Annotated in this window: 18 protein-coding genes and 1 pseudogene; 6 read left to right on the forward strand and 13 right to left on the reverse strand. The window is 44.6% G+C overall.

Annotation, left to right across the window (positions count from 1 at the left end; genetic code table 11):
- Positions 1–35 precede the first annotated feature (35 nt).
- Both yfbR and J4N43_RS11075 read left to right on the forward strand, forming a co-directional pair.
- Positions 36–620 carry a 5'-deoxynucleotidase gene (gene yfbR / locus J4N43_RS11070; protein WP_062730721.1) on the forward strand — a complete coding sequence of 195 codons (585 nt, stop codon included), beginning with the start codon at positions 36–38 and terminating at the stop codon, positions 618–620.
- Between the two features lie 15 nt (positions 621–635).
- The gene (locus J4N43_RS11075; protein WP_062730722.1) at positions 636–1,958 is read left to right on the forward strand and encodes an anti-phage deoxyguanosine triphosphatase; all 1,323 of its coding nucleotides are present in this window, start codon (positions 636–638) and stop codon (positions 1,956–1,958) included.
- Between the two features lie 6 nt (positions 1,959–1,964).
- Here J4N43_RS11075 and J4N43_RS11080 read toward each other — a convergent pair whose 3' ends face one another.
- On the reverse strand, positions 1,965–2,579 hold the full coding sequence (locus J4N43_RS11080) for a tRNA-uridine aminocarboxypropyltransferase (RefSeq protein WP_054575199.1): 615 nt from the start codon (positions 2,577–2,579) through the stop codon (positions 1,965–1,967).
- Positions 2,580–2,582: 3 nt separating this feature from the next.
- Between J4N43_RS11080 and rrtA the strand changes: the two genes are divergently transcribed.
- A complete protein-coding gene (rrtA, locus tag J4N43_RS11085) occupies positions 2,583–3,134 on the forward strand; it encodes a rhombosortase (protein WP_005382331.1) in 552 nt (183 codons plus the stop codon).
- Between the two features lie 98 nt (positions 3,135–3,232).
- Here rrtA and J4N43_RS11090 read toward each other — a convergent pair whose 3' ends face one another.
- From J4N43_RS11090 to J4N43_RS11125, 8 genes and pseudogenes are all read right to left on the reverse strand, one after another.
- Positions 3,233–3,517, reverse strand: a complete 285-nt coding sequence (locus J4N43_RS11090; RefSeq protein WP_031777211.1) for a ComEA family DNA-binding protein — start codon at positions 3,515–3,517, stop codon at positions 3,233–3,235.
- 255 nt (positions 3,518–3,772) lie between these two features.
- A complete protein-coding gene (ppiD, locus tag J4N43_RS11095; RefSeq protein WP_054575200.1) occupies positions 3,773–5,632 on the reverse strand; it encodes a peptidylprolyl isomerase in 1,860 nt (619 codons plus the stop codon).
- A gap of 201 nt (positions 5,633–5,833) precedes the next feature.
- Positions 5,834–6,106, reverse strand: a complete 273-nt coding sequence (gene hbs, locus J4N43_RS11100) for a non-specific DNA-binding protein Hbs (protein ID WP_005382341.1) — start codon at positions 6,104–6,106, stop codon at positions 5,834–5,836.
- A 191-nt stretch (positions 6,107–6,297) separates the two neighbouring features.
- Positions 6,298–8,649, reverse strand: a complete 2,352-nt coding sequence (gene lon / locus J4N43_RS11105; protein WP_005382343.1) for an endopeptidase La — start codon at positions 8,647–8,649, stop codon at positions 6,298–6,300.
- Positions 8,650–8,779: 130 nt separating this feature from the next.
- On the reverse strand, positions 8,780–10,060 hold the full coding sequence (clpX, locus tag J4N43_RS11110; protein WP_005382345.1) for an ATP-dependent protease ATP-binding subunit ClpX: 1,281 nt from the start codon (positions 10,058–10,060) through the stop codon (positions 8,780–8,782).
- A 70-nt stretch (positions 10,061–10,130) separates the two neighbouring features.
- The gene (clpP, locus tag J4N43_RS11115) at positions 10,131–10,757 is read right to left on the reverse strand and encodes an ATP-dependent Clp endopeptidase proteolytic subunit ClpP (protein ID WP_005382347.1); all 627 of its coding nucleotides are present in this window, start codon (positions 10,755–10,757) and stop codon (positions 10,131–10,133) included.
- Between the two features lie 105 nt (positions 10,758–10,862).
- Complete coding sequence (gene tig / locus J4N43_RS11120) at positions 10,863–12,170, reverse strand: trigger factor (RefSeq protein ID WP_005382251.1); 1,308 nt, start codon at positions 12,168–12,170, stop codon at positions 10,863–10,865.
- A 274-nt stretch (positions 12,171–12,444) separates the two neighbouring features.
- Positions 12,445–12,657, reverse strand: a pseudogene (locus J4N43_RS11125) (hypothetical protein).
- Positions 12,658–12,696: 39 nt separating this feature from the next.
- On the opposite strand from J4N43_RS11125, the gene J4N43_RS11130 reads away from it, so the two are divergent.
- From J4N43_RS11130 to J4N43_RS11140, 3 genes are all read left to right on the forward strand, one after another.
- Positions 12,697–14,502, forward strand: coding sequence for a sensor histidine kinase (locus tag J4N43_RS11130; RefSeq protein WP_053350464.1), 1,806 nt, complete (start codon positions 12,697–12,699; stop codon positions 14,500–14,502).
- Between the two features lie 4 nt (positions 14,503–14,506).
- Positions 14,507–15,844 carry a sigma-54-dependent transcriptional regulator gene (locus J4N43_RS11135; RefSeq protein WP_005382254.1) on the forward strand — a complete coding sequence of 446 codons (1,338 nt, stop codon included), beginning with the start codon at positions 14,507–14,509 and terminating at the stop codon, positions 15,842–15,844.
- Between the two features lie 78 nt (positions 15,845–15,922).
- Positions 15,923–16,105: a hypothetical protein gene (locus J4N43_RS11140; protein WP_080276915.1), complete on the forward strand. Its 183-nt coding sequence runs from the start codon at positions 15,923–15,925 to the stop codon at positions 16,103–16,105.
- A gap of 33 nt (positions 16,106–16,138) precedes the next feature.
- Here J4N43_RS11140 and J4N43_RS11145 read toward each other — a convergent pair whose 3' ends face one another.
- The 4 genes from J4N43_RS11145 to J4N43_RS11160 all read right to left on the reverse strand — a co-directional run bounded on the left by J4N43_RS11145 (position 16,139) and on the right by J4N43_RS11160 (position 20,929).
- Entirely contained in the window at positions 16,139–17,500 is a 1,362-nt protein-coding gene (locus J4N43_RS11145) for a TRAP transporter large permease (protein WP_005382255.1), read from the reverse strand.
- A 3-nt stretch (positions 17,501–17,503) separates the two neighbouring features.
- Positions 17,504–18,178 (reverse strand): TRAP transporter small permease, encoded by a 675-nt coding sequence (locus J4N43_RS11150; RefSeq protein WP_005384308.1) that lies wholly within the window; start codon positions 18,176–18,178, stop codon positions 17,504–17,506.
- Between the two features lie 70 nt (positions 18,179–18,248).
- Positions 18,249–19,247 (reverse strand): TRAP transporter substrate-binding protein, encoded by a 999-nt coding sequence (locus tag J4N43_RS11155; RefSeq protein WP_017634784.1) that lies wholly within the window; start codon positions 19,245–19,247, stop codon positions 18,249–18,251.
- Between the two features lie 212 nt (positions 19,248–19,459).
- Entirely contained in the window at positions 19,460–20,929 is a 1,470-nt protein-coding gene (locus tag J4N43_RS11160; protein WP_053350463.1) for a protein adenylyltransferase SelO, read from the reverse strand.
- Positions 20,930–21,100: the final 171 nt, after the last annotated feature.

Genomic DNA, 21,100 nt, shown 5'->3' on the forward strand with positions numbered 1-21,100 from the left:
TGAGTTCCTTTTTTACACCAGAAACGGAGAAAGCCATGAAAGAAAGCCATTTTTTCGCCCACCTGGCTCGAATGAAGCTGATCCAACGCTGGCCTTTAATGCGGTCCGTCTCACCAGAAAACGTTTCAGAGCATAGCTTACAAGTTGCTTTTGTCGCTCATGCCCTTGCCCTAATTAAAAACAAAAAGTTCGGCGGTAACCTTAATCCAGAGCGCATCGCGATTCTTGCCATGTACCATGACTCCAGTGAAGTATTAACGGGTGATCTTCCGACTCCAGTGAAGTATTACAACCCTGAAATTGCCAAAGAATATAAGAAGATAGAATCAGCAGCGGAGCAAAAATTACTCTCAATGTTACCGGAAGAGTTCCAAGATGATTTTGCTCCCTATCTTCTTTCTCACTCTGCACACGAAGAGGACGCAAAAATCGTTAAGCAAGCCGATTCCATCTGTGCCTATTTAAAATGTCTTGAAGAACTAAGCGCCGGTAACCATGAGTTCGCTCTGGCAAAAAAACGCTTAGACGTCACTTTGCAAGAACGCAAAACGCCTGAAATGGATTACTTTCTCAATACCTTTGCCCCAAGTTTCGAATTATCGTTAGATGAAATCAGTTAGCTTACGGAGATAATCGTGTCGTTTGAATTACACCCGCAATGGCAAGAGCGCCATGATGATGAGCATAAAATCCGTCGAGACGACCATCGGAGCCCGTACCAACGAGACCGAGCACGCATTCTTCACTCGGCTGCATTTCGACGCCTACAAGCAAAAACCCAAGTACACGGCAATAGCTTGGAAGACTTTCACCGCAGTCGGTTAACACACTCCTTAGAAGCGTCGCAACTCGGGACCGGTATCGTCGCCCAGTTAAAGAAAAAACAACCAGAGTTCCGTGAACTATTACCATCAGACAGCTTAATTGATTCATTATGTTTGGCTCACGACATCGGGCATCCTCCATACGGTCATGGGGGAGAAGTCGCTCTAAACTACGTAATGCGCGAACATGGCGGCTTCGAGGGGAACGCCCAAACCTTTCGTATCGTCACTAAGTTAGAGCCTTATACCGAGCATTTCGGAATGAATTTATCACGCCGCACGCTGTTTGGTTTGATTAAGTACCCTGCCCTCATTAGTCAAACACGCTCCGTCAAGTTGCCTCAACCAGCCGAGCATCAACGTAAACTAAAAGCAAAAGATTGGAGCCCAGCTAAAGGCATTTATGATTGTGATAAAGACTTATTTGATTGGGTAATTGCACCGCTTTCTGACAACGACAAGGCATTGCTTAGTCTGATGCGTTCAACGCCAGAATCGGAGTTTGAGCACAGTAAAACGCGTTTTAAATCAATCGACTGCTCAATCATGGAGCTAGCAGATGATATCGCCTACGGTGTTCATGATTTAGAAGATGCAATCGTACTTGGTATGGTGACACGTCAGCAATGGCAAGAAGGCGCAGCAAGTCAATTAGCGGACTGTGGCGACCCGTGGTTTGAAGCTCATATCGATTCCATCGGACAGATGCTATTTAGCGGTAAGCACCATGAGCGGAAAGATGCCATCGGTGGTATGGTTAACGCGCTACTGACCAGCATTTCAATCAAAACGGTGGATGAGCCGTTTAATAACCCTTTACTTTCTTGGAATGCGTGTTTAGAACCACAGATGGCACGTGCACTTGACGTACTCAAGCACTTTGTCAGCACCTTCGTTATCCAAGTCCCGCAGGTCCAGATCGTTGAGTATAAGGGTCAGCAAATTATTATGGATATTTTTGAAGCGTTAACAGCAGACCCAGAGCGCTTACTACCCGTTCATACAAAAGAGCTGTGGTGTCAGGCGAAGAGCGAAAGCAATAAGATGAGGGTCATCGCCGATTACATTTCTGCAATGACCGATGGTCACGCACAAAAGCTACACCGCCAACTTTTCTCTTCCATCGTTCTTTAGTAACACTCAACCTTTCAAATAATTCTTTTCAAAAACGCCCGGAGGCATCTGGGCGATTTGGAATTCGATCATATTTTCAAAGGCATGCATAAGCGGTGTAAAGTCTCGCTCGGGTTCAAGCAAGCGAAGCGAATGATAACCTGCCTCGACTGTCGATAAGCTATTCTCAGAGGGCGCCTTACGAATGGTGTAGTGCCCTTGTAGTTGCTTAGGCAACTGCACGGTTGGGAGTGGATGTAAGTTGCTTGAGAGTTGCCACATTTTGTACGCTTTTTTCCACGTACCATCGAGCAAAATCAAACGTATTTTCTTAGATACACTATGACTCGCTTGAGTGATTTCAGAAATGCATCGTGACCCTTCTGATGGGTAAAGAACAAAATGTTGATATGACTCATCCGCTAATAAGTGATTTAAGACATCATCACAAGAAAAGTCCTCTCCTATCAAACAAATACAGTTATCTAAACTCAAATTGAGAATCCGTGCCGTACCAAGCGGACGATGTTCTTCACTCGTGTGCTGAAGAATGATAAGTTCTACCTCGCTTGCCAGCGGTACAATCCATTGGCAAATACACGCTTTTTGCGATTTTCCACAACGAGAACAATAACGAGACATAGAGTGAACCTTTATACCTTGCTGAGTATTATCAGCGTGATCTGTTTGATACTTCAATTTGAACCAATGGCAAGCCTAACCGAGTGGCACAGCTACAATATACGCCATGGTGAATGGTGGCGAATCGTAACAGGAAATCTCACACATACCAACTTTGCGCACTTAGGAATGAACCTCGCCGGATTGTGGATCATTACTTTTATTTTTCGCCCAAGCACTCGTAACTTCCTTATCGTTTTTTCAATCTTATGTGCATGTGTTGGTGCGCTGAATTTGTTTACCAACATGTCGGTGTACGTGGGTTTATCCGGCGTATTACACGGATTGTTTGGATTTTGGGCGCTCAGAGAAGTCTTTGAAAGTAGAAGAAGCAGTGTGTTGTTAGTCGGAGGGCTAATCGCCAAAGTAGCATGGGAGCAGGTCTATGGCCCATCAAGCAGTACTGCTGAGCTTATCGGTGCAAACGTTGCTATTGATGCTCATATGTTTGGCGCACTCGGTGGGTTAGTAATGGCTTTACTGGAAAAAGGCCTTCGCCGTCGTTTATTCGGATAAAAAATCCCGAACCACGAAAGAGGTGCTGGTTCGGGAAAGCAGTAATAGGGAAGCAGATATTGTTCTGAATTCAAACTCAATATCTGCAATACATCAAGCTACAGTAAAATGCGGTCTTCGTTTTTCTTAACTGTCGCTTCACCAATGCCTTTTACGCTCTTCAAATCTGCTGCCGTTTTAAAAGGGCCATGTTCCTCGCGGTAGTCCACTATACTCTGCGCTTTCTTCTCACCTATACCTTTCAACATGGTCGCAATTTCTTCAGCAGTGGCCGTGTTGATATTTACAGTAATTTCAATTCCTTCATATTTGTCAGTGGCTGAATCCGCAGCCATGCTAAAAGGTGCAAAAACAAATAAGCACAATGTCAAAATCCATTTCATATTGAACATACAATCTCCAAAATAGTAGGCTAAAAACAGTCATCGAGAGCGAGTCACTATCAAGTTTGCAATGGAAAGCAATATGGTTATGCATTTAACAAACTGAGATGACCCGGAATTCACAACGGCCGCTATCACTTAAACGCGCACTAATTTAAGTAATGCCTATTGATGATTGAAGTTCATAAAGACAAAAATAAAACGGACCGCTTATGCGGTCCGTTTTATTCAACATACAAATTACACTAATTGTGCTTAGTTGCTCACAACAAAGTACTCAATGTCAGTATTTGCACGCAGTACGGCTAGTACAGATGATAAGTCTTGCTGAGAAGATGCACGCTGCATTTGCATCGCAACTTGATCTTCTAACTCACTATCTAGCTCTGCGTTTACAGCATCAAGCTCGATGATAATGATGTTACCTTCAAGATCTTTAGACTGACCGTATACTGGTTTACCATCGACTGGTTTTGCCATCGCGAATACCGTTGTTGCCAACGGAGAACGACGATCTACTGTCTCTTGTTCACCAAAGGCAAGATTGTTTTCAGCAAGCACGTTCGTCTTACCTTCTTTCAATGCCGCAACGACTTGTGTTCCAAGCTCCATCGCTTCTTGCTCACCTTTAACACGAGATAGCTCTGCAACAACCTGATCTTTCATTTCTTCTAGTGGAAGAACTGTCTCGTCACGCGCATCTTCAACACGAACAACGATAATATGCTCAGGCGCAACTTCGATAGCTTCAGAGTTTAGGCCATCTTCTTTAACTTCAGGGCTTAGGATAGCTTGCATTACCGCAGGGCTACGAAGCACTTCAGGTGCATCAACCTGAGAAATAAAGTCCGTTGTCTTCACTTCTTGGTTAACCGCTTGAGAAGCATCATACAATGAGTCTGGGTATTCAAACGCTACGCGCTCAAGCTCATTTTGCAACTCGTAGAATTGATCGATAGCTTGTTGGTCAACCATCTCTTGTTTGATTTCAGCAGCGACTTCTTCAAATGGCTTCGCCACAGAATCTTTTAGCTCTTCAAGCTTGATAATGTGATAGCCAAAGTCCGACTTTACTAGACCTGACGTATCGCCAGGATTCTTCAGTGCGAATGCCGCTTCTTCAAAAGCAGGGTCCATCACATCACGCTCGATCCAACCTAAGTCACCACCGTTTTCAGCGCTGCCAAAATCGTCAGATTTCTCTTGAGCAAGCGTCGCAAAATCTGCACCCGCGTTTAGCTCATCTAGGATAGCTTGCGCTTTTGCTTCATCGTCCCCTTCTACAAGAATGTGAGCGACACGGCGTTGCTCTTCTGAAGAGTATTTGTTTAAGTGCTCGTCGTAGTACTTTTTCACCTCAGCATCAGAAACATTAACTTGTTCCTTTAGCGCTTCAGCTGACAGTTCGATGTAAGAGACTTTAACCTGCTCTGGACGTGTAAAGTTGTCTGGGTTTGCTTTGTAGTACTCTTGAATTTCTTCGTCGGTCAATTCAATATTTTTCGCAAACTCCGCTAAGTCGATCTGAATCGTGCGAATATCACGAGTTTGAGTGAACAGCTTGCCTTCTGCTTGTACTTCACCCGGCAGAATAAATTCACTGTTTTGTAGCGCATTCAGCAGTTGCTCACGAACCAATTCACGACGCATGTACTCAGCAAAAGAGTCTGGCGAAAAGCCTGCACGACGCAAAGAAGCTTGATAGATCTCTTGATCAAACTGACCATTAGATTGGAACTGAGGCATGTCTAGAATCATGCTACGCACTTGAGTGTCGCTGATTCGCAGACCTAAAGCTTCAGCTTGTTGGTCAAGCAACACGTCATTGATCATTCGATCTAAAACGGATTTGCGGAAAGATTCAACATATGCAGGGTCAGCCAGCATTTGAGAGAAGTAGTCACCCAACTGAGCTTGCATACGGTTACGCTCATTTTGGTATGCCATCTCGAACTCACCACGAGGAATCTCAGTGTTACCGACTTTCGCTGCAGAGTTGTTGCTACCACCAACGATGTAGCTACCTACACCTGCAAATACGAAAGACAGGATGATAAGTCCAAGGATAATTTTGACCGCGATGCTATTCACGCCTTCGCGTAGTCGATCCATCATAATTTAACTGCTCTCCACAATTGAAGCCTACTGCTTCTATCTAATAGAAATAATGGCGCAATAATATCAGAAAAAGAAATGCGCATCAGTATGATGCGCATAATTTAAGAAAGTTCGGCTCGAAGTTTGTAAATTTTTGTTCGAAACTTATTGTTTGAGCAAAAGTTAAGCAAATGGCCGGTTACAGAAATAACGCCGTGATTAATTACAAGCGTCTTTCAGTGCTTTACCAGCTTTGAAAGCTGGTACTTTTGCTTCTGCGATTTGGATTTCTTCACCAGTTTTTGGGTTACGACCAGTACGTGCAGCACGAGTACGAACGCTGAATGTACCAAAGCCAACTAGAGCGACTTGATCACCAGATTGAAGAGTTCCGCTTACTGCTTCGATGAATGCATCTAGAGCACGACCCGCTGACGCTTTAGAAATATCTGCATTTTCTGCGATTTGTTCTACTAACTGAGTTTTATTCACTGTAATTTCCCCTTTGTGTCATCTGTGATTATTTTTGTGATGACTTTCGTTCCATTGTTAAGAAAATATGCTCCACCCCTTATTCATCAAGGGCTGGCAGCTATCGAAACTAACTTAGCGCCCAAAAAAAACGCTGACAAGCCTTTTTGGGCTTATCAGCGTAAACTTTTACTTATTTTTGCTACACATCACTATTTTTGAGACTCAAACTCAACGCCCGTCGGGTCTCGCTCTAGTGCGACTTTCAGTACTTCATCAATCCACTGTACAGGGATAACTTCCAGATCAGCGATAACATTATCAGGAATCTCTTCCAAATCACGCTCGTTATCTTTTGGAATTAGCACTGTCTTAATGCCACCACGGTGTGCCGCAAGTAACTTCTCTTTTAGGCCGCCGATAGGTAGAACCTCACCACGCAGTGTGATTTCACCCGTCATCGCTACTTCTGCTTTCACAGGGTTGCCTGTCAGAGAAGAAACCAATGCCGTACACATTGCTGTACCCGCACTTGGGCCATCTTTTGGTGTCGCGCCTTCCGGTACGTGTACGTGAATATCTTTCTTCTCGTAGAAGTCAGTATTGATACCTAGCTTTTCTGCACGAGAGCGAACCACTGTCATTGCTGCTTGGATAGACTCTTGCATCACATCACCAAGAGAACCCGTTTGTGTCAGCTTACCTTTACCTGGCATTGATTGAGTTTCAATCGTTAATAGATCGCCACCCACTTCTGTCCAAGCTAGGCCAGTTACTTGACCAATTCGGTTACTTTCATCCGCTTTACCGTAATCGAAACGTTGAACACCTAAGTACTCTTTTAGGTTGTCCATCGTCACCGTTACTGACTTGATGTCCTTATCCAGCAAGATGTTCTTCACCGCTTTACGGCAGATCTTAGAAATCTCACGCTCTAAGTTACGGACACCCGCTTCACGCGTGTAGTAACGAATGATGCCAATAATCGCAGAATCTTCAATGACGATCTCATCCGCTTTCAAGCCATTACGCTTCACCTGTTTATCAACAAGGTGACGTTTTGCAATGTTCAGCTTCTCGTCTTCGGTGTAACCAGATAAACGAATAACTTCCATACGGTCTAACAACGGACCCGGGATGTTCATCGAGTTCGATGTCGCAACAAACATAACGTCAGAAAGATCGTAATCCACTTCTAGGTAGTGATCGTTGAACGAGTTATTCTGCTCAGGATCCAGAACCTCTAGTAGAGCCGATGCCGGATCACCACGCATATCTGAAGACATTTTGTCGATTTCATCCAATAAGAACAGCGGGTTCTTCACACCAACCTTCGACATCTTCTGGATCAATTTACCTGGTAATGAGCCGATATAAGTACGACGATGACCACGAATTTCCGCTTCATCACGCACACCACCCAACGCCATACGAACATACTTACGGCCTGTAGCTGAAGCAATTGAACGACCAAGAGATGTTTTACCGACACCAGGAGGACCAACAAGACAAAGGATAGGACCTTTTAGCTTGTTGATACGGTTTTGAACCGCCAGGTATTCAAGGATACGTTCTTTGACGCGTTCTAGACCGTAGTGATCTTCATTAAGAACCTCTTCTGCTTTCGCTAAGTTTTTCTTAACTTTTGAGCGCTTAGCCCAAGGAACGCTGACCATCCAATCGATGTAGCTACGAACCACTGTTGCTTCAGCAGACATTGGAGACATCATCTTAAGCTTTTGCAGCTCTTGCTCTGTCTTTTCACGTGCCTCTTGAGGCATTTTTGATTCGTCAATCTTCTTCTGTAGCGTTTCGAACTCGTCTGGTGCGTCTTCCATCTCACCAAGTTCTTTCTGAATCGCTTTCATTTGCTCATTCAGATAGTACTCACGCTGAGATTTTTCCATTTGCTTTTTAACGCGACCACGAATTCGTTTTTCAACTTGCAGCAAGTCGATCTCTGATTCCATCTGGCCCATCAGGAATTCCAGACGCTCAGTGACGTCAACAATTTCAAGCACTTGCTGCTTATCCACCAACTTCAACGGCATATGAGCCGCAATGGTATCCGCTAAGCGTGCGGCTTCGTCGATACCATTAAGTGACGTTAGCACTTCTGGTGGAATCTTCTTGTTTAGCTTAATGAACCCTTCAAACTGATTAATCGCGCTGCGAACAATCACTTCTTGCTCACGCTCATCCAATTCTGGCGTAACAACAAATTCAGCTTCCGCTAGGAAGAAGTCACTCTCTTTAAAGTGATTGATTTTTGCTCGCTGCTGGCCTTCGACCAATACTTTTACTGTGCCATCCGGAAGCTTCAAGAGCTGGAGAATGGTGGCTACCGTACCTACGTCAAATAGGTCGTCAACCGTAGGCTCGTCAGTATCCGCTTGCTTTTGTGCCACAAGAAGAACTTGTTTGTTGGTTTCCATCGCCGTTTCTAGACAGCTAATCGATTTCTCACGACCAACAAACAATGGAATAACCATGTGTGGGTAGACCACTACGTCACGTAGAGGTAGTACCGGGATCTCGATACGCTCGGAACGTTCCAAGTTCATATAATTCTCTCTTCCGCTTTCACGTTTAACGTATTACTTAAGGCAGTATATGGGGGCTAATTGTTTGGATTCAATAAGAGAAATAAAAAAAGGAGGTAATTACTTACCTCCTTTTTCATTATGGCTGAATTTACTCTGCTCCAGCTGCCTGATTGTCTGCGTTACTGTAAATAAGCAGTGGCTCTGACTCGCCATTAATGACGGACTCATCAATCACGACTTTACTAACGTCTGTTGCAGATGGTAATTCGTACATGGTTTCAAGTAGCACGCCTTCAAGAATCGAGCGTAAGCCACGAGCACCTGTTTTACGCTCCATTGCTTTTTTCGCGATAGCGCGCAGCGCATCTTCACGGAATTCAAGTTCAGCGTTTTCTAGCTCAAACAATGCTGCATATTGCTTGGTCAGTGCGTTCTTCGGTTCACATAGGATCTGAATCAACGCTTCTTCATCAAGCTCAGTCAGTGTTGTTGTTACAGGTAGACGACCAATGAATTCTGGAATGAGGCCGTACTTCACTAAGTCTTCAGGTTCAACTTGAGTAAATAGCTCACCTACCGTCTTCGATTCATTCTTCGAACGAACTTCAGCACCAAAGCCAATACCTGTACCTGTTGCAACACGCTGCTCAATCACTTTGTCTAAGCCAGCAAAAGCACCACCACAGATGAACAGGATCTTAGATGTGTCCACTTGTAGGAATTCTTGCTGAGGATGCTTACGACCACCTTGAGGTGGAACCGATGCAACCGTACCTTCGATAAGTTTTAGTAGCGCCTGCTGAACACCTTCACCAGATACGTCACGCGTAATAGATGGGTTTTCAGCTTTGCGTGAAATCTTATCAATTTCATCAATGTAAACGATGCCGCGTTCCGCTTTAGCTACATCGTAATCACATTTTTGCAGAAGCTTTTGGATGATGTTTTCAACGTCTTCACCTACGTAACCGGCTTCGGTTAGTGTCGTCGCGTCTGCCATTGTAAATGGCACATCCAAGAATCGAGCTAATGTCTCCGCAAGTAGTGTTTTACCGCTACCTGTAGGACCAATTAGAAGGATGTTACTCTTACCAAGCTCCACACCTTCGCTCGTTGTATCACCATTGCGTAAACGCTTGTAGTGGTTATATACCGCAACTGCGAGCACTTTTTTCGCGTAATCTTGCCCGATCACATAGTCATCAAGGTGTTCACGGATCTGTTTTGGCGTTGGTAACGCTTCAGATTCTTTCTTAGGGAGAACATCCTTGATTTCTTCGCGAATAATATCGTTACATAAGTCGACACACTCGTCGCAAATGTACACTGACGGACCTGCGATTAGCTTGCGAACTTCGTGCTGACTTTTGCCGCAGAAAGAACAGTACAGCAATTTACCGCTGCCACTTTCTTTGCTTTTATCTGTCATTCGCTAACCTCTTAGCCTTTACTCTTCATGAATGAGTGTATATCAATTTTTGCCAAAATGCGCTGGCAAATTACTCGCCACGGTGGCTTAACACTGCATCCACGATACCGTATTCCACAGCCTGCTCTGATGACATGAAGTTATCACGATCAGTATCGCGCTCAATGACTTCAAGAGGTTGGCCTGTATGTTCTGCTAACAACTTGTTTAGCTTCTGTTTAATCGTCAGGATTTCCTGAGCATGGATTTGGATATCAGAAGCTTGACCCTGGAAACCACCCAATGGTTGGTGGATCATTACACGAGAGTTAGGCAGTACGTAACGCTTACCTGGCGCACCACCTGCAAGCAGGAAGGCACCCATTGAACATGCTTGACCCATACATACTGTGCTCACATTTGGCTTAATGAACTGCATGGTGTCGTAAATAGACATACCTGCTGTTACGCTGCCGCCTGGTGAGTTGATGTATAGGAAAATATCTTTATCTGGATTTTCAGATTCTAGGAAAAGTAGCTGAGCCACGACAAGGTTTGCCATGTGGTCTTCCACTTGACCCGTTAAAAAAATCACGCGCTCTTTCAGCAGACGTGAGTAGATGTCGTAAGAACGTTCGCCTCGGGAAGTTTGTTCAACCACCATTGGTACTAGCGCGTCCATAATTGGCGACATTGCATTTTTTTCTTGGTAGCTCATATTCTTATGTCCCTAAAATAAATGGCCCGGATGATGACTATCATACGGACCATTGTTAGCAGAATAGTTAACGTTAAGTCAACCTTCTACGCAAGATATTGCTTATTAAGCAGCAGGTTGTTGTTGGTTAAGTAGCTCGTTGAAGCCTACTTCTTTCTCAGAAACCTGTGCTTTAGCGATGATCGCGTCGATTGCTTGCTCTTCTAGAGCTACGTTGCGCATGTTGTTCATCATTTCTTCGTTTTGCTCGTAGTAAGCAATAACTTCTGATGGATCTTCGTATGCAGTAGCCATTTCTTCGATTAGCGCTTTAACTTTCTCGTCGTCCGCTTTTAGCTCTTCAGATTTGATTACTTCACCTAGTAGAAGACCAACAACTACGCGACGTTTAGCTTGTTCTTCGAACAGTTCACGTGGAAGCTGAGCAGCAGCTTCTGGGTTACCACCGAAGCGTTGTGCAGCTTGTTGACGTAGAACTTGGATTTCTTGCTCGATAAGCGCTGATGGTACGTTGATGTCGTTTTGCTCAACTAGACCGTCAATCGCTTGCTCTTTGATGCGGTTCTTAACAGCTTGCTTAAGTTCGCGTTCCATGTTCTTACGAACTTCAGCTTTAAGTGCTTCAACACCACCTTCAACAACACCGAACTTAGCAACGAACTCGTCGTTTAGTTCTGGTAGTTCACGAGCTTCAACTTTGTTCACTTTGATTGCGAACTTAGCTGCTTTACCTTTTAGGTTTTCAGCGTGGTAATCTTCTGGGAAAGTCACGTCGATGTCGAATTCCATACCAGCAGTTTTACCTGCGATACCGTCTTCGAAACCAGGGATCATGCGACCAGCACCCATTTCTAGAGGGAAGTTCTCAGCTTTACCACCTTCGAACTCTTCACCGTCGATAGAGCCAACGAAGTCAATGCTTACGCGTTTGCCATCTTCTGCTGCTTCTTCAACTTCAACCCAAGTTGCTTGTTGCTTACGTAGAGTATCGATCATCTCTTCTACGTCTGCATCTTTAACTTCTGTTAGTGGTTTTTCAACAGTGATGCTCTCTAGGCCTTTAAGCTCAACTTCTGGGTAAACTTCAAAAGTTGCAGTGAAAACTAGGTCTGAACCTTCTTTGTTCTCTACAGGAGCGAAAGTTGGAGCGCCAGCTGGGTTGATTTTCTCTTTAACGATAGCTTCGATGAAGTGGCGTTGCATTACTTCACCAAGAACGTCTTGACGTACTGCTTTGCCGTACATCTTAGCAACCATTTTTAGAGGCACTTTACCCTTACGGAAACCATCGAAACGACGGTTTTTAGCGATGTTGCGTAGTTCAGCTGTTACAGCGTCTTCGATGTTTGCAGCTGGAACAGTAATGTTTAGACGGCGCTCTAGGCCCTCTAGCGTTTCAACAGTAACTTGCATTATATATAAACCTCTAAAGTGGCTCGGTTTTCCGAGCGTATGAGCGAAACTCAGAGGAGCTTACGCTTCATCCTTGTGTAGTGTTCTGTCCGAACACCTAATTTAAAATCGAGTATCGATACTGGTTGTCAGTACCGGACTAATCAGTGATATCTTCGATAAAATAACCAAAGGTATCTCCTATTAGCCTCAGGACAGAATTTTTAGACGCGACATTCTAGCGATCTGTCGCAACCCTGTCGAGCCAATAGCCACTATGTGGACATTGTCTGCGCTAAATTCTCGAATGCTGACCCATTTTTTCTTCAAAAATGCGATTCAGACACCGTCTAAGCATCGCCAGCATATCTAGAATGGGGACAATAGCGACTTTTTCAAGAGAATCGACCGGTTTTTTTATCGAAAAGCCTAAAAAGAGATCTTGCTCTTGTTTTACTCCACAGAGTTGAAAACTAAATCCCTAATCCTTCCTACAAACTATTAACATTTTCTTACGTGACCAAAGGAAGTTGTAAGGAGTGTAAGGATGTCGCAAAAAAAACGGATTCTGCTGACATTTTTTGCTTTCTATTTCCTGTCCGCAATTATCGGTGGCCATTGGGTTTGGCAGACCAGTTATCAATCTCTACTTGATAAACACCAATCACAGCTGGAGCAATTTTCTGGCCATATAAAAAATAAACTCGATAAGTACGCCCATATCCCAAATCTTCTCGCTAAAGATGATCCACTTTATCAAGCGCTTCTGCACCCCAACAACAGTGCGCAACTGGAAATCACTAATCGGTATTTAGAATCCGTTAATGGCGTGATTGAAGCAGCGGACACCTACTTAATCGATCAATGGGGTACAACGATCGCCGCCAGCAACTGGCGTAAAGAGCGCTCCTTTATCGGGCGAAATTTTGCATTTCGCCCTTATTTCAAACAAGCCATTGTAGGCAAAAGAAGCCAATACTACGCACTGGGCTCAACATCTGGTAAACGTGGCTACTACTATTCTTATCCCATCGTATACGCTGGCGGTGTACTTGGTGTCGTCGTGGTGAAGATGGACCTAAGTAAGATAGAGGACAACTGGCAGCAACCTAACAGTGTTTTTGTCGCCAGCGACCCATACGGAATTGTTTTCATGAGTAGCCGAAGTGAATGGCTACTCAAAAGCTTACAGCCACTGACAAAAAAAGAGAAAAAGCAAGTTTGGGCAAGCCAACAATATCTTGATGCGCCAATTGAAACGCTTGGATTAGTGGGTAGTTTGGACGAGGTGCATTCTGAGCTTAAACAGGGTTACCCATACAATAAAGGAACCTTGGTGGTCTCTTCGCTGCCCCTTCCCGAACTCAAACTGACTATTCGTGTGCTGTCTCCTAAACAGTCGATCGTTTGGTTCACCATGGGTTACATCTTTGTACTCACTCTAGCATTCATGGTTTTGTTTTTAATTGGTCAGCTTATCTATCACCGTCAACAGCGTCACTTGCAACTTGAACGAATTCAACAAGAAGCAAATCAAAAGTTGGAATATCAAGTCATGGCACGGACTGCCGAGTTGCAAGCGGAGATCGCACAGCGTATCGATACCGAGCAAACTTTACGCGTTACTCAAGACGAATTGGTGCAAGCAGCGAAACTCGCGGTGTTAGGACAAATGTCGGCCAGTATCAGCCATGAACTGAATAATCCACTTGCGGCAATTCGTAGCTTTTCGGAGAACGGCAAGCTGTTTCTAAAAAAAGAAAAATATGAGCGAGTGGAAGATAATCTCACTCGCATTTCTGCTCTCACTGACCGTATGGCAAATATCAGTCAGCAACTTCGCTCTTTCGCCAAAAAAACCAGTGGTGACGAGTTGGCTCAATCTCGACTGTTCCCTGTGATTGCCTCTGTAAAAGAACTGATGAAGCCCGCATTTAAATCAGGGCGCGTCACGTTAGAAACAAATTTGCCAGAGCATGATGTTGAAGTGCAGATCAATATTATTCAACTGGAGCAAGTGTTGGTCAATTTACTGACTAATGCGATAGAAGCACTCAAAGAACAACAAGACAAACAGGTAGAATTATCTGTAGAACACGATGAGCACACTGATTTAGTTTGGATTCATGTTGATGATAATGGCCCAGGACTTGGCTCTTTCTCACTTTCTGATTTATGTGAGCCGTTTCTAACCACTAAACTGAACGGTTTAGGTTTGGGTCTCTCTATCTCGCAACAAATCTTAGCCAGTATGAATGGAAAATTATGTGCCCATAATCGAGAACAAGGCGGCGCTCGATTCTCATTGTGTTTACCTATCACTTCTTACAACACTGAACCATCAAAAGGATAAGATCATGTGTCAGGTGTTTTTTATTGATGATGAGGCCGATCTCAGAATCGCTATAGAACAGACCTTTGAACTGGCGGATATCGACGCCAAGTTTTTTGTGGATGCAGAATCGGCTTTAATAGCGATGCAGCAAGGAGAAGAAGCTGGCGTCGTGGTCACTGATATCTGTTTACCGGGCATTTCTGGTATGGATATGCTAACAACTTTGACTCAACGCGATGCAAACTTACCCGTCATCATGATCACTGGACACGGTGATATTTCCATGGCAGTGCAAGCCCTTCATCAAGGCGCTTACGACTTTATTGAGAAACCTTTTGCGCCAGAGCATTTGGTTGAAACGGTTAAGCGGGCGATTGAGAAGCGCAAACTAACCAATGAAAATGAAAAACTGCGCCTGTCACTTAAAGCCAGTAAAACCCTTGGTCCACGAGTTATTGGTGAAACCTCTAGCATCCAAATATTACGAGAGACCATCACCCAAATCGCCGATACCGACGCCGATATTTTATTGTTTGGTGAAACCGGTACAGGGAAAGAGTTAATCGCTCGTTCTTTACATGAGCAAAGCTCTCGCCGGAACCAAAACTTTGTCGCCGTAAATTGTGGAGCGGTTCCAGAGAACTTAATTGAGAGTGAACTCTACGGCCATGAAAAAGGCGCATTCACTGGCGCCGAAAGCCGTCGTATCGGTAAATTTGAGTTTGCACAAGGCGGCACACTTTTCTTGGATGAGATCGAGTCGATGCCTATCCAAGCCCAAATTCGTTTATTGAGGGTATTACAAGAGCGCGTGATTGAGCGTGTCGGTTCCAATGAATTATTGCCTTTAGATATTCGAGTGATTGCCGCAACAAAGGTCGATTTAAAACACGCAGCTGAAGAAGGTACTTTCCGTCAGGACCTCTATTATCGGCTCAATGTCGTGACCCTGGATCTCCCGCCACTACGCGAACGAAAAGAAGACATTCCCGCCCTCTTTCACCACTTTCTGTTGGTAGCAGCTTCACGTTATGGCAAAAGCTCACCTAGTTTGTCACCCCAAGATCTAGCGCAACTGATGAGCCATGACTGGCCTGGTAATGTTCGAGAACTCAGAAATGCTGCAGAACGTTTTGTACTATTGGGTAAGTTAATTCAGTTGGGAGAATCGAACCCAGTTGCTAAGTCTTCCTCAAGCCTTGCAGAGCAAGTGGCGGAGTTTGAGAGAGCAGCCATTGAAGGCGCTTTATTAGAAAACAACGGTAGTATTAAACAGACAATGTGCCAATTAAATGTGCCAAGAAAAACCCTTTACGACAAGATGCAGCGTTACCAAATAAATAAAGACCTTTACAAATAAAACACGTTCAGATAATTGGCATTATATTCAACTTGAATCATAATTTTTAACAACAGGTTTATCATGGTTGTTACAGATATGAACGAAAAAGTGAGAATACCGATTGTTACAGATACCGTGCTCGTAGACGGTTGCTATCAAGAAGAGAGAAGACTCGGTGAAGAGCGTCGTAAAAATAAAAAGAGGTGGCGACACTATGAACGTCGAATTAATTCAGACCCGCGCAAAACTTGTTACAAATCAATAGATGAAGAGGTGTGAATTCTCACACCTCTTTCTACTTTCTGGCTTCCATTACTTGGTAATGATCTCCGGCCCCATCAAGGTAGTAGGCAACCAAGTCGATACCCATGGTACATATGTGACGATAATTAGGAACAAGAACATCACTCCAACCCAGGGTAATGCTGCCTTCACTACGTTCATCATCGACATTTTGGCAACACCAGCGGTCACAAATAAGTTAAGACCCACGGGCGGCGTTATCATTCCTATCTCCATATTCACCACCATCATTATGCCCAAATGAATTGGGTCTATACCTAATGCAATCGCAATTGGGAACACGAGCGGCGCAACAATGATCAACAAGCCTGATGGCTCCATGAACTGACCACCAATCAGCAACAAGACGTTCACCACAATCAAGAAAGTGATGGGTCCGAGACCAGCCGAGAGCATCGACTCGGTGATCATTTGCGGGATGCGTTCTTCCGTTAAAACATGCTTCAAAATTAAGGCATTAGCAATGATGAACAGCAGCATGATGGTGAGTTTGCCCGCTTCATACAGGGTGTGTTTCGTGTCTTTATGAACAAAGGTTTGGAAGATTTTAACGAGCGCAGGTTTAGTGTTTTTCTTGTCTGCAAATGGCCCCATGTCTTTGTATACAAAGTTAGCAATAAAGAATGAGTACACAGCAGCAACCGCAGCGGCTTCTGTCGGCGTAAAGATACCGCCATAGATACCACCAAGAATGATGACGACCAACAACAAGCCCCAGCTTGCATCCTTGGCGGCATCAAAAGTTTCTTTCCAACCGACAAAAGGTTGCTTTGGAAGGTTCTTGATTCTCGCGGCAATGTAAATCGCGATCATCAACATGACACCCGCCAGCAAACCGGGAATCACACCACCAAGGAACATACGTCCAACTGACACATCCGTTGCGGCTGCATACACCACCATCACAATCGAAGGTGGGATCAAAATCCCTAGCGTACCTGCGTTACAAATTACCCCAGAGGCAAACTCTTTTGAGTAACCGTTTTTGATCATACCTGCGATAACAATACTACCTATGGCAACAACCGTTGCAGGTGAGGAACCTGACAACGCGGCAAACATCATACACGCTACAACCGAAGCCATCGCCAAACCGCCGCGGAACCAGCCTACAATGGCAATGGCGAAACGAATGATCCGCTTTGCTACGCCACCCGTCGACATAAAGCTTGAAGCCAATATAAAGAATGGAATAGCCAATAGCGTGTAGTGGCCCGCGAATGCATTAAACAGCGTTTGAGCAACTGACGCTAAAGAGGCATCCGAATGCATTAAAAGGAAAAGAACACTGGAAAGGCCCAGCGAAATAGCAATTGGCACGCCAACCAGCATAAAGCCAATTACCATCAAAAATAGAAATAAGATATCCATGGCTTATTGCTCCTTGTTTTTAGCGTCTTGCGAGGCCTTTGGAGCCATTACGTCTTCAGCGTCACTCATCTCAGCTTTAAGAGATTCGAGCTCTTCCTCCGCTTCATGTCCTGCAATCAAGCGATCGAGCTTACCAGTAGCGATTTGCCACGTGACTTGAACAAATCTAAACGTTAGTAGCGCCATTCCAAGTGGCAAAGCGAAGTAAGGAATAAAACGTGGCAGCTTTTCATAACGCTCTCCCTCATTTAACCAGTCGGCCATGAACTGGAGTATTTCAGGCATCGGAATATCGTCCGTTTCATACCACGCTCGGTCGGTAGCGAACGGATACCAGTAGTTCCAAGCGCCAATTAACAGCAAAATAGAGAAGGCTAAGCAACACATTGCTGCAAAAAGCGCCAGGGCTTTTCGTTTACCTTCCGGAACGATGTTAATAATGACATCGACACCAATATGAAAGTGTTTTTTCACACCATAAGATGCGCCAACCAACACCATCCATGCGAACATGAAAACGGTGAGCTCAAGCGCCCAAAGAATATTGTCGTTAAAGACATAACGAAAGATGACATTGGCAAAGGTCAGCAAGGTCATGGCACCCAAGAAGAAAGCAATCAAAGTCTCTTCAATGGCATCGGTGATTCGTCCAGCCTTGGCAAAAAAAGTCTGTTCCATAATTACATCACGTCGTCTGTAGGGGGAAAGAGCCCCCTCAGTTTGAGAGGGCTAAATGTGCTAGCTGTTATTATTTTTGGTTAGACGCCAAAGCGGCTTCGATTAGGTCAGAACCAATGTCTTTTTCGAACTTCTTCCATACTGGTTGAAGTGCAGTGACCCACTCTTGGCGCTGTTCTGGCGTTAGAGTACGAACCACACCACCGGCTTCGATGATATTGTTCTTATTCGCAAGGTTTACTTTGGTTGACTCAGCATTACGCTGCGCAGTTACCTCTTGAATAATGGTATTTAACTGCTCGCGCTGATCATCTGGTAGGTTTTTCCAGAAGTCGTTTGACGTCACAACTAAGTAATCCAGAATTCCGTGGTTCGTTTCCGTAATGCCATCTTGAACTTCGAAGAATTTTTTGCCGTAAATGTTTGACCAAGTATTTTCTTGACCATCAATAACCTTAGTTTGCAAGCCGCCGTAAACTTCTTTGAACGACATTTTTTGTGGGTTAGCACCTAGCTGCTCAAACTGAGCAACGAGTACATCAGACGCTTGAACACGGAACTTAAGTCCTTCAGCATCAGTTGGAGAAATGAGCGGCTTGTTGGCTGACATTTGCTTCATGCCGTTATGCCAAAACGCAATGCCTTGTAGGCCACGACGTTTCATTGAATTTTTCAGCTTTTCACCCGCTTCCGAGTTTTGGAAACGGTCAACCGCGTCGACATCATCGAACAAGAAAGGAAGATCGAAAAGGCGGTACTTCTTGGTGAATTTCTCAAACTTAGAAAGAGAAGGAGCAGCGAGTTGAACATCACCATTCAGTAGCGCTTCCAACACTTTGTCATCATCATAAAGTGTTGAGTTAGGAAACACCTGCATACAGACTTTACCGTTCATCTCTTCGTTGACGCGCTTTTCAAGTAACGAAGCCGCGATGCCTTTAGGGTGTTTGTCCGCGTTCGTTACATGGCTAAACTTGATGACCGTTTCACCCGGGTCACAATTTGCGGCAGCATTAAAACTGGTAACAGCAAGTGCAGAGACAGATAGTAGAGTTAGAGGCTTAAACATTATTATTCTCCTTGTTGAATCACATCCCATCCCGTCCATGAGTAACTAGGTGTTAGGCGATGGGTACGGATGTTCAACAAAGAGCAATTAATGGACCATGTTAAAATTTATATTCATTTCAATAAATTAACAAAGCCCATTAACATGAATCAGAAGTGTAACGAGTGAATTCCACCCAAGAAAAAGATACAAATGGGTGGGAAATGACCCATTTATGAAGAACAGCTTATCTCCATTTTCTTCCCCCATTCCGGTGGCAATTTCGCGTAATCATCAAACTCGGGTTGCTCATCAAATGGGCGTTTTAACAGTTCGGACAATCGGTGTAATTCGCTAAAGTCCCCTTCTTCCGCTTTATCAATCGCCAACTGAGCCAAGTAGTTACGCAAGATGTATTTGGGATTGGCTTGACGCATCTGTTTGCAACGCTGTTCGGTTGAAATCAGGCCCCCTAGTTCATCAACCTCTAGCTCACACCGAGCTAAATACAGCTCAAGCCAAGCTCGCGCTGCTTCTCGGTCGAGAAATAAATCGATTACGGCTTGGGAAGGCGCATTATCAAGGTTTGAAAGTGTTCTGAAGAAGCGAGTGTAGTCCGTTTTGTTCTGGTGAAGAAGCTCAAACATAGCTTCAAACAAACGCCCGTCTTCCGCTATCTTAGTTTTTAAGCCCAACTTCTCACGCATGAGGCGGCTGAACTGCTGGCTTAAATGAACTTCAAATTGACTCAACGACGATTCTAAATCTTCTCGTTCAACGAGTGGCGATAGCGCATGCGCCAGTGCTGACAGGTTCCAAAGCGCAATTCTAGGCTGTTGATCAAATGCGTAACGACCCTGGTAGTCTGAATGATTACAAATGTATCCCGGCTCATAATCATCAAGAAAGCCAAACGGACCATAATCAAAAGTTTGCCCAAGAATTGACATGTTATCGGTATTCATCACACCATGCGCAAAACCAAAAGCTTGCCAATATGCGATCATCTCGGCTGTTTTAGTCACGATGGCGTCAAACATCGCGGCATATGGTTTCTCCGCCGATGCACAATCAGCAAAGTGCCACTCAATCACCTTATCCGCCAACAGCTTCTGCTCCGCTAACTGGTTGGTGTAAAAGAAATGCTCAAAGTGACCGAATCGAACATGGGTTTCAGCCATTCGAAGTAACAAAGCGCCCGATTCCGTTTTTTCTCGATAAACAGGTGTATCACTGACCATCATACCGAGAGCACGTGTCGTGGGAACCCCAAGGCCCGCCATGGCTTCACTGCACAAGTACTCACGGATAGTTGAGCGTAATACCGCTCGCCCATCTCCCATTCGCGAGTAAGGCGTTAGCCCTGCACCTTTGAGGTGAAGATCAAACCAAGTACCATCCTGATGCTCAATTTCTGCCAACAGTAATCCACGTCCATCGCCCAAATCTGGGTTGTAAACGCCAAACTGATGGCCTGCATATTTCATCGCAAGAGGACGAAATTGTTCGAATTCACTTAGCCCAGAAAAAACCGCCAATAACTCATCGTTTTGCTCTTCTGGTAAACCAAACTGCTGTGCAAACTCACCATTCCAAGCGACCCAGCGAGTGTTGTCCAAGGGTTGTGGCTCGACCAACGTATAGAACGCTGACGGTAATTGACTAAAGCGATGGGTGAAATTGACCCGTTGCCAAATGGACATGTAGGGTTCCTTAATAAAAAGAAGTACTGTTGTGAGTATACGTGTGAATGTCCCTGTCATTCAGCCATGAAATGGGCATGGGTATTTTGCGTGAATAACGCGAAGGCGGCAGGAAGGTATCAACCTGCCGCAGACCGTCTCCTAAACGGAGGTAGCATGTAAAAACGATCA

Source organism: Vibrio sp. SCSIO 43009 (assembly GCF_023716525.1).
Lineage (GTDB): Bacteria > Pseudomonadota > Gammaproteobacteria > Enterobacterales > Vibrionaceae > Vibrio > Vibrio alginolyticus.

What these genes read in the sequence shown, in the direction of transcription:
- ppiD (WP_054575200.1), bottom strand. Translation starts at nt 5,632, where the DNA reads ATGATGGATCGACTACGCGAAGGCGTGAATAGCATCGCGGTCAAAATT.
- lon (WP_005382343.1), bottom strand. Translation starts at nt 8,649, where the DNA reads ATGAACTTGGAACGTTCCGAGCGTATCGAGATCCCGGTACTACCTCTA.
- J4N43_RS11150 (WP_005384308.1), bottom strand. Translation starts at nt 18,178, where the DNA reads ATGGAACAGACTTTTTTTGCCAAGGCTGGACGAATCACCGATGCCATT.
- J4N43_RS11145 (WP_005382255.1), bottom strand. Translation starts at nt 17,500, where the DNA reads ATGGATATCTTATTTCTATTTTTGATGGTAATTGGCTTTATGCTGGTT.
- J4N43_RS11160 (WP_053350463.1), bottom strand. Translation starts at nt 20,929, where the DNA reads ATGTCCATTTGGCAACGGGTCAATTTCACCCATCGCTTTAGTCAATTA.
- clpX (WP_005382345.1), bottom strand. Translation starts at nt 10,060, where the DNA reads ATGACAGATAAAAGCAAAGAAAGTGGCAGCGGTAAATTGCTGTACTGT.
- J4N43_RS11155 (WP_017634784.1), bottom strand. Translation starts at nt 19,247, where the DNA reads ATGTTTAAGCCTCTAACTCTACTATCTGTCTCTGCACTTGCTGTTACC.
- J4N43_RS11135 (WP_005382254.1), top strand. Translation starts at nt 14,507, where the DNA reads ATGTGTCAGGTGTTTTTTATTGATGATGAGGCCGATCTCAGAATCGCT.
- J4N43_RS11130 (WP_053350464.1), top strand. Translation starts at nt 12,697, where the DNA reads ATGTCGCAAAAAAAACGGATTCTGCTGACATTTTTTGCTTTCTATTTC.
- J4N43_RS11080 (WP_054575199.1), bottom strand. Translation starts at nt 2,579, where the DNA reads ATGTCTCGTTATTGTTCTCGTTGTGGAAAATCGCAAAAAGCGTGTATT.
- clpP (WP_005382347.1), bottom strand. Translation starts at nt 10,757, where the DNA reads ATGAGCTACCAAGAAAAAAATGCAATGTCGCCAATTATGGACGCGCTA.
- yfbR (WP_062730721.1), top strand. Translation starts at nt 36, where the DNA reads ATGAAAGAAAGCCATTTTTTCGCCCACCTGGCTCGAATGAAGCTGATC.
- J4N43_RS11090 (WP_031777211.1), bottom strand. Translation starts at nt 3,517, where the DNA reads ATGAAATGGATTTTGACATTGTGCTTATTTGTTTTTGCACCTTTTAGC.
- tig (WP_005382251.1), bottom strand. Translation starts at nt 12,170, where the DNA reads ATGCAAGTTACTGTTGAAACGCTAGAGGGCCTAGAGCGCCGTCTAAAC.
- J4N43_RS11140 (WP_080276915.1), top strand. Translation starts at nt 15,923, where the DNA reads ATGAACGAAAAAGTGAGAATACCGATTGTTACAGATACCGTGCTCGTA.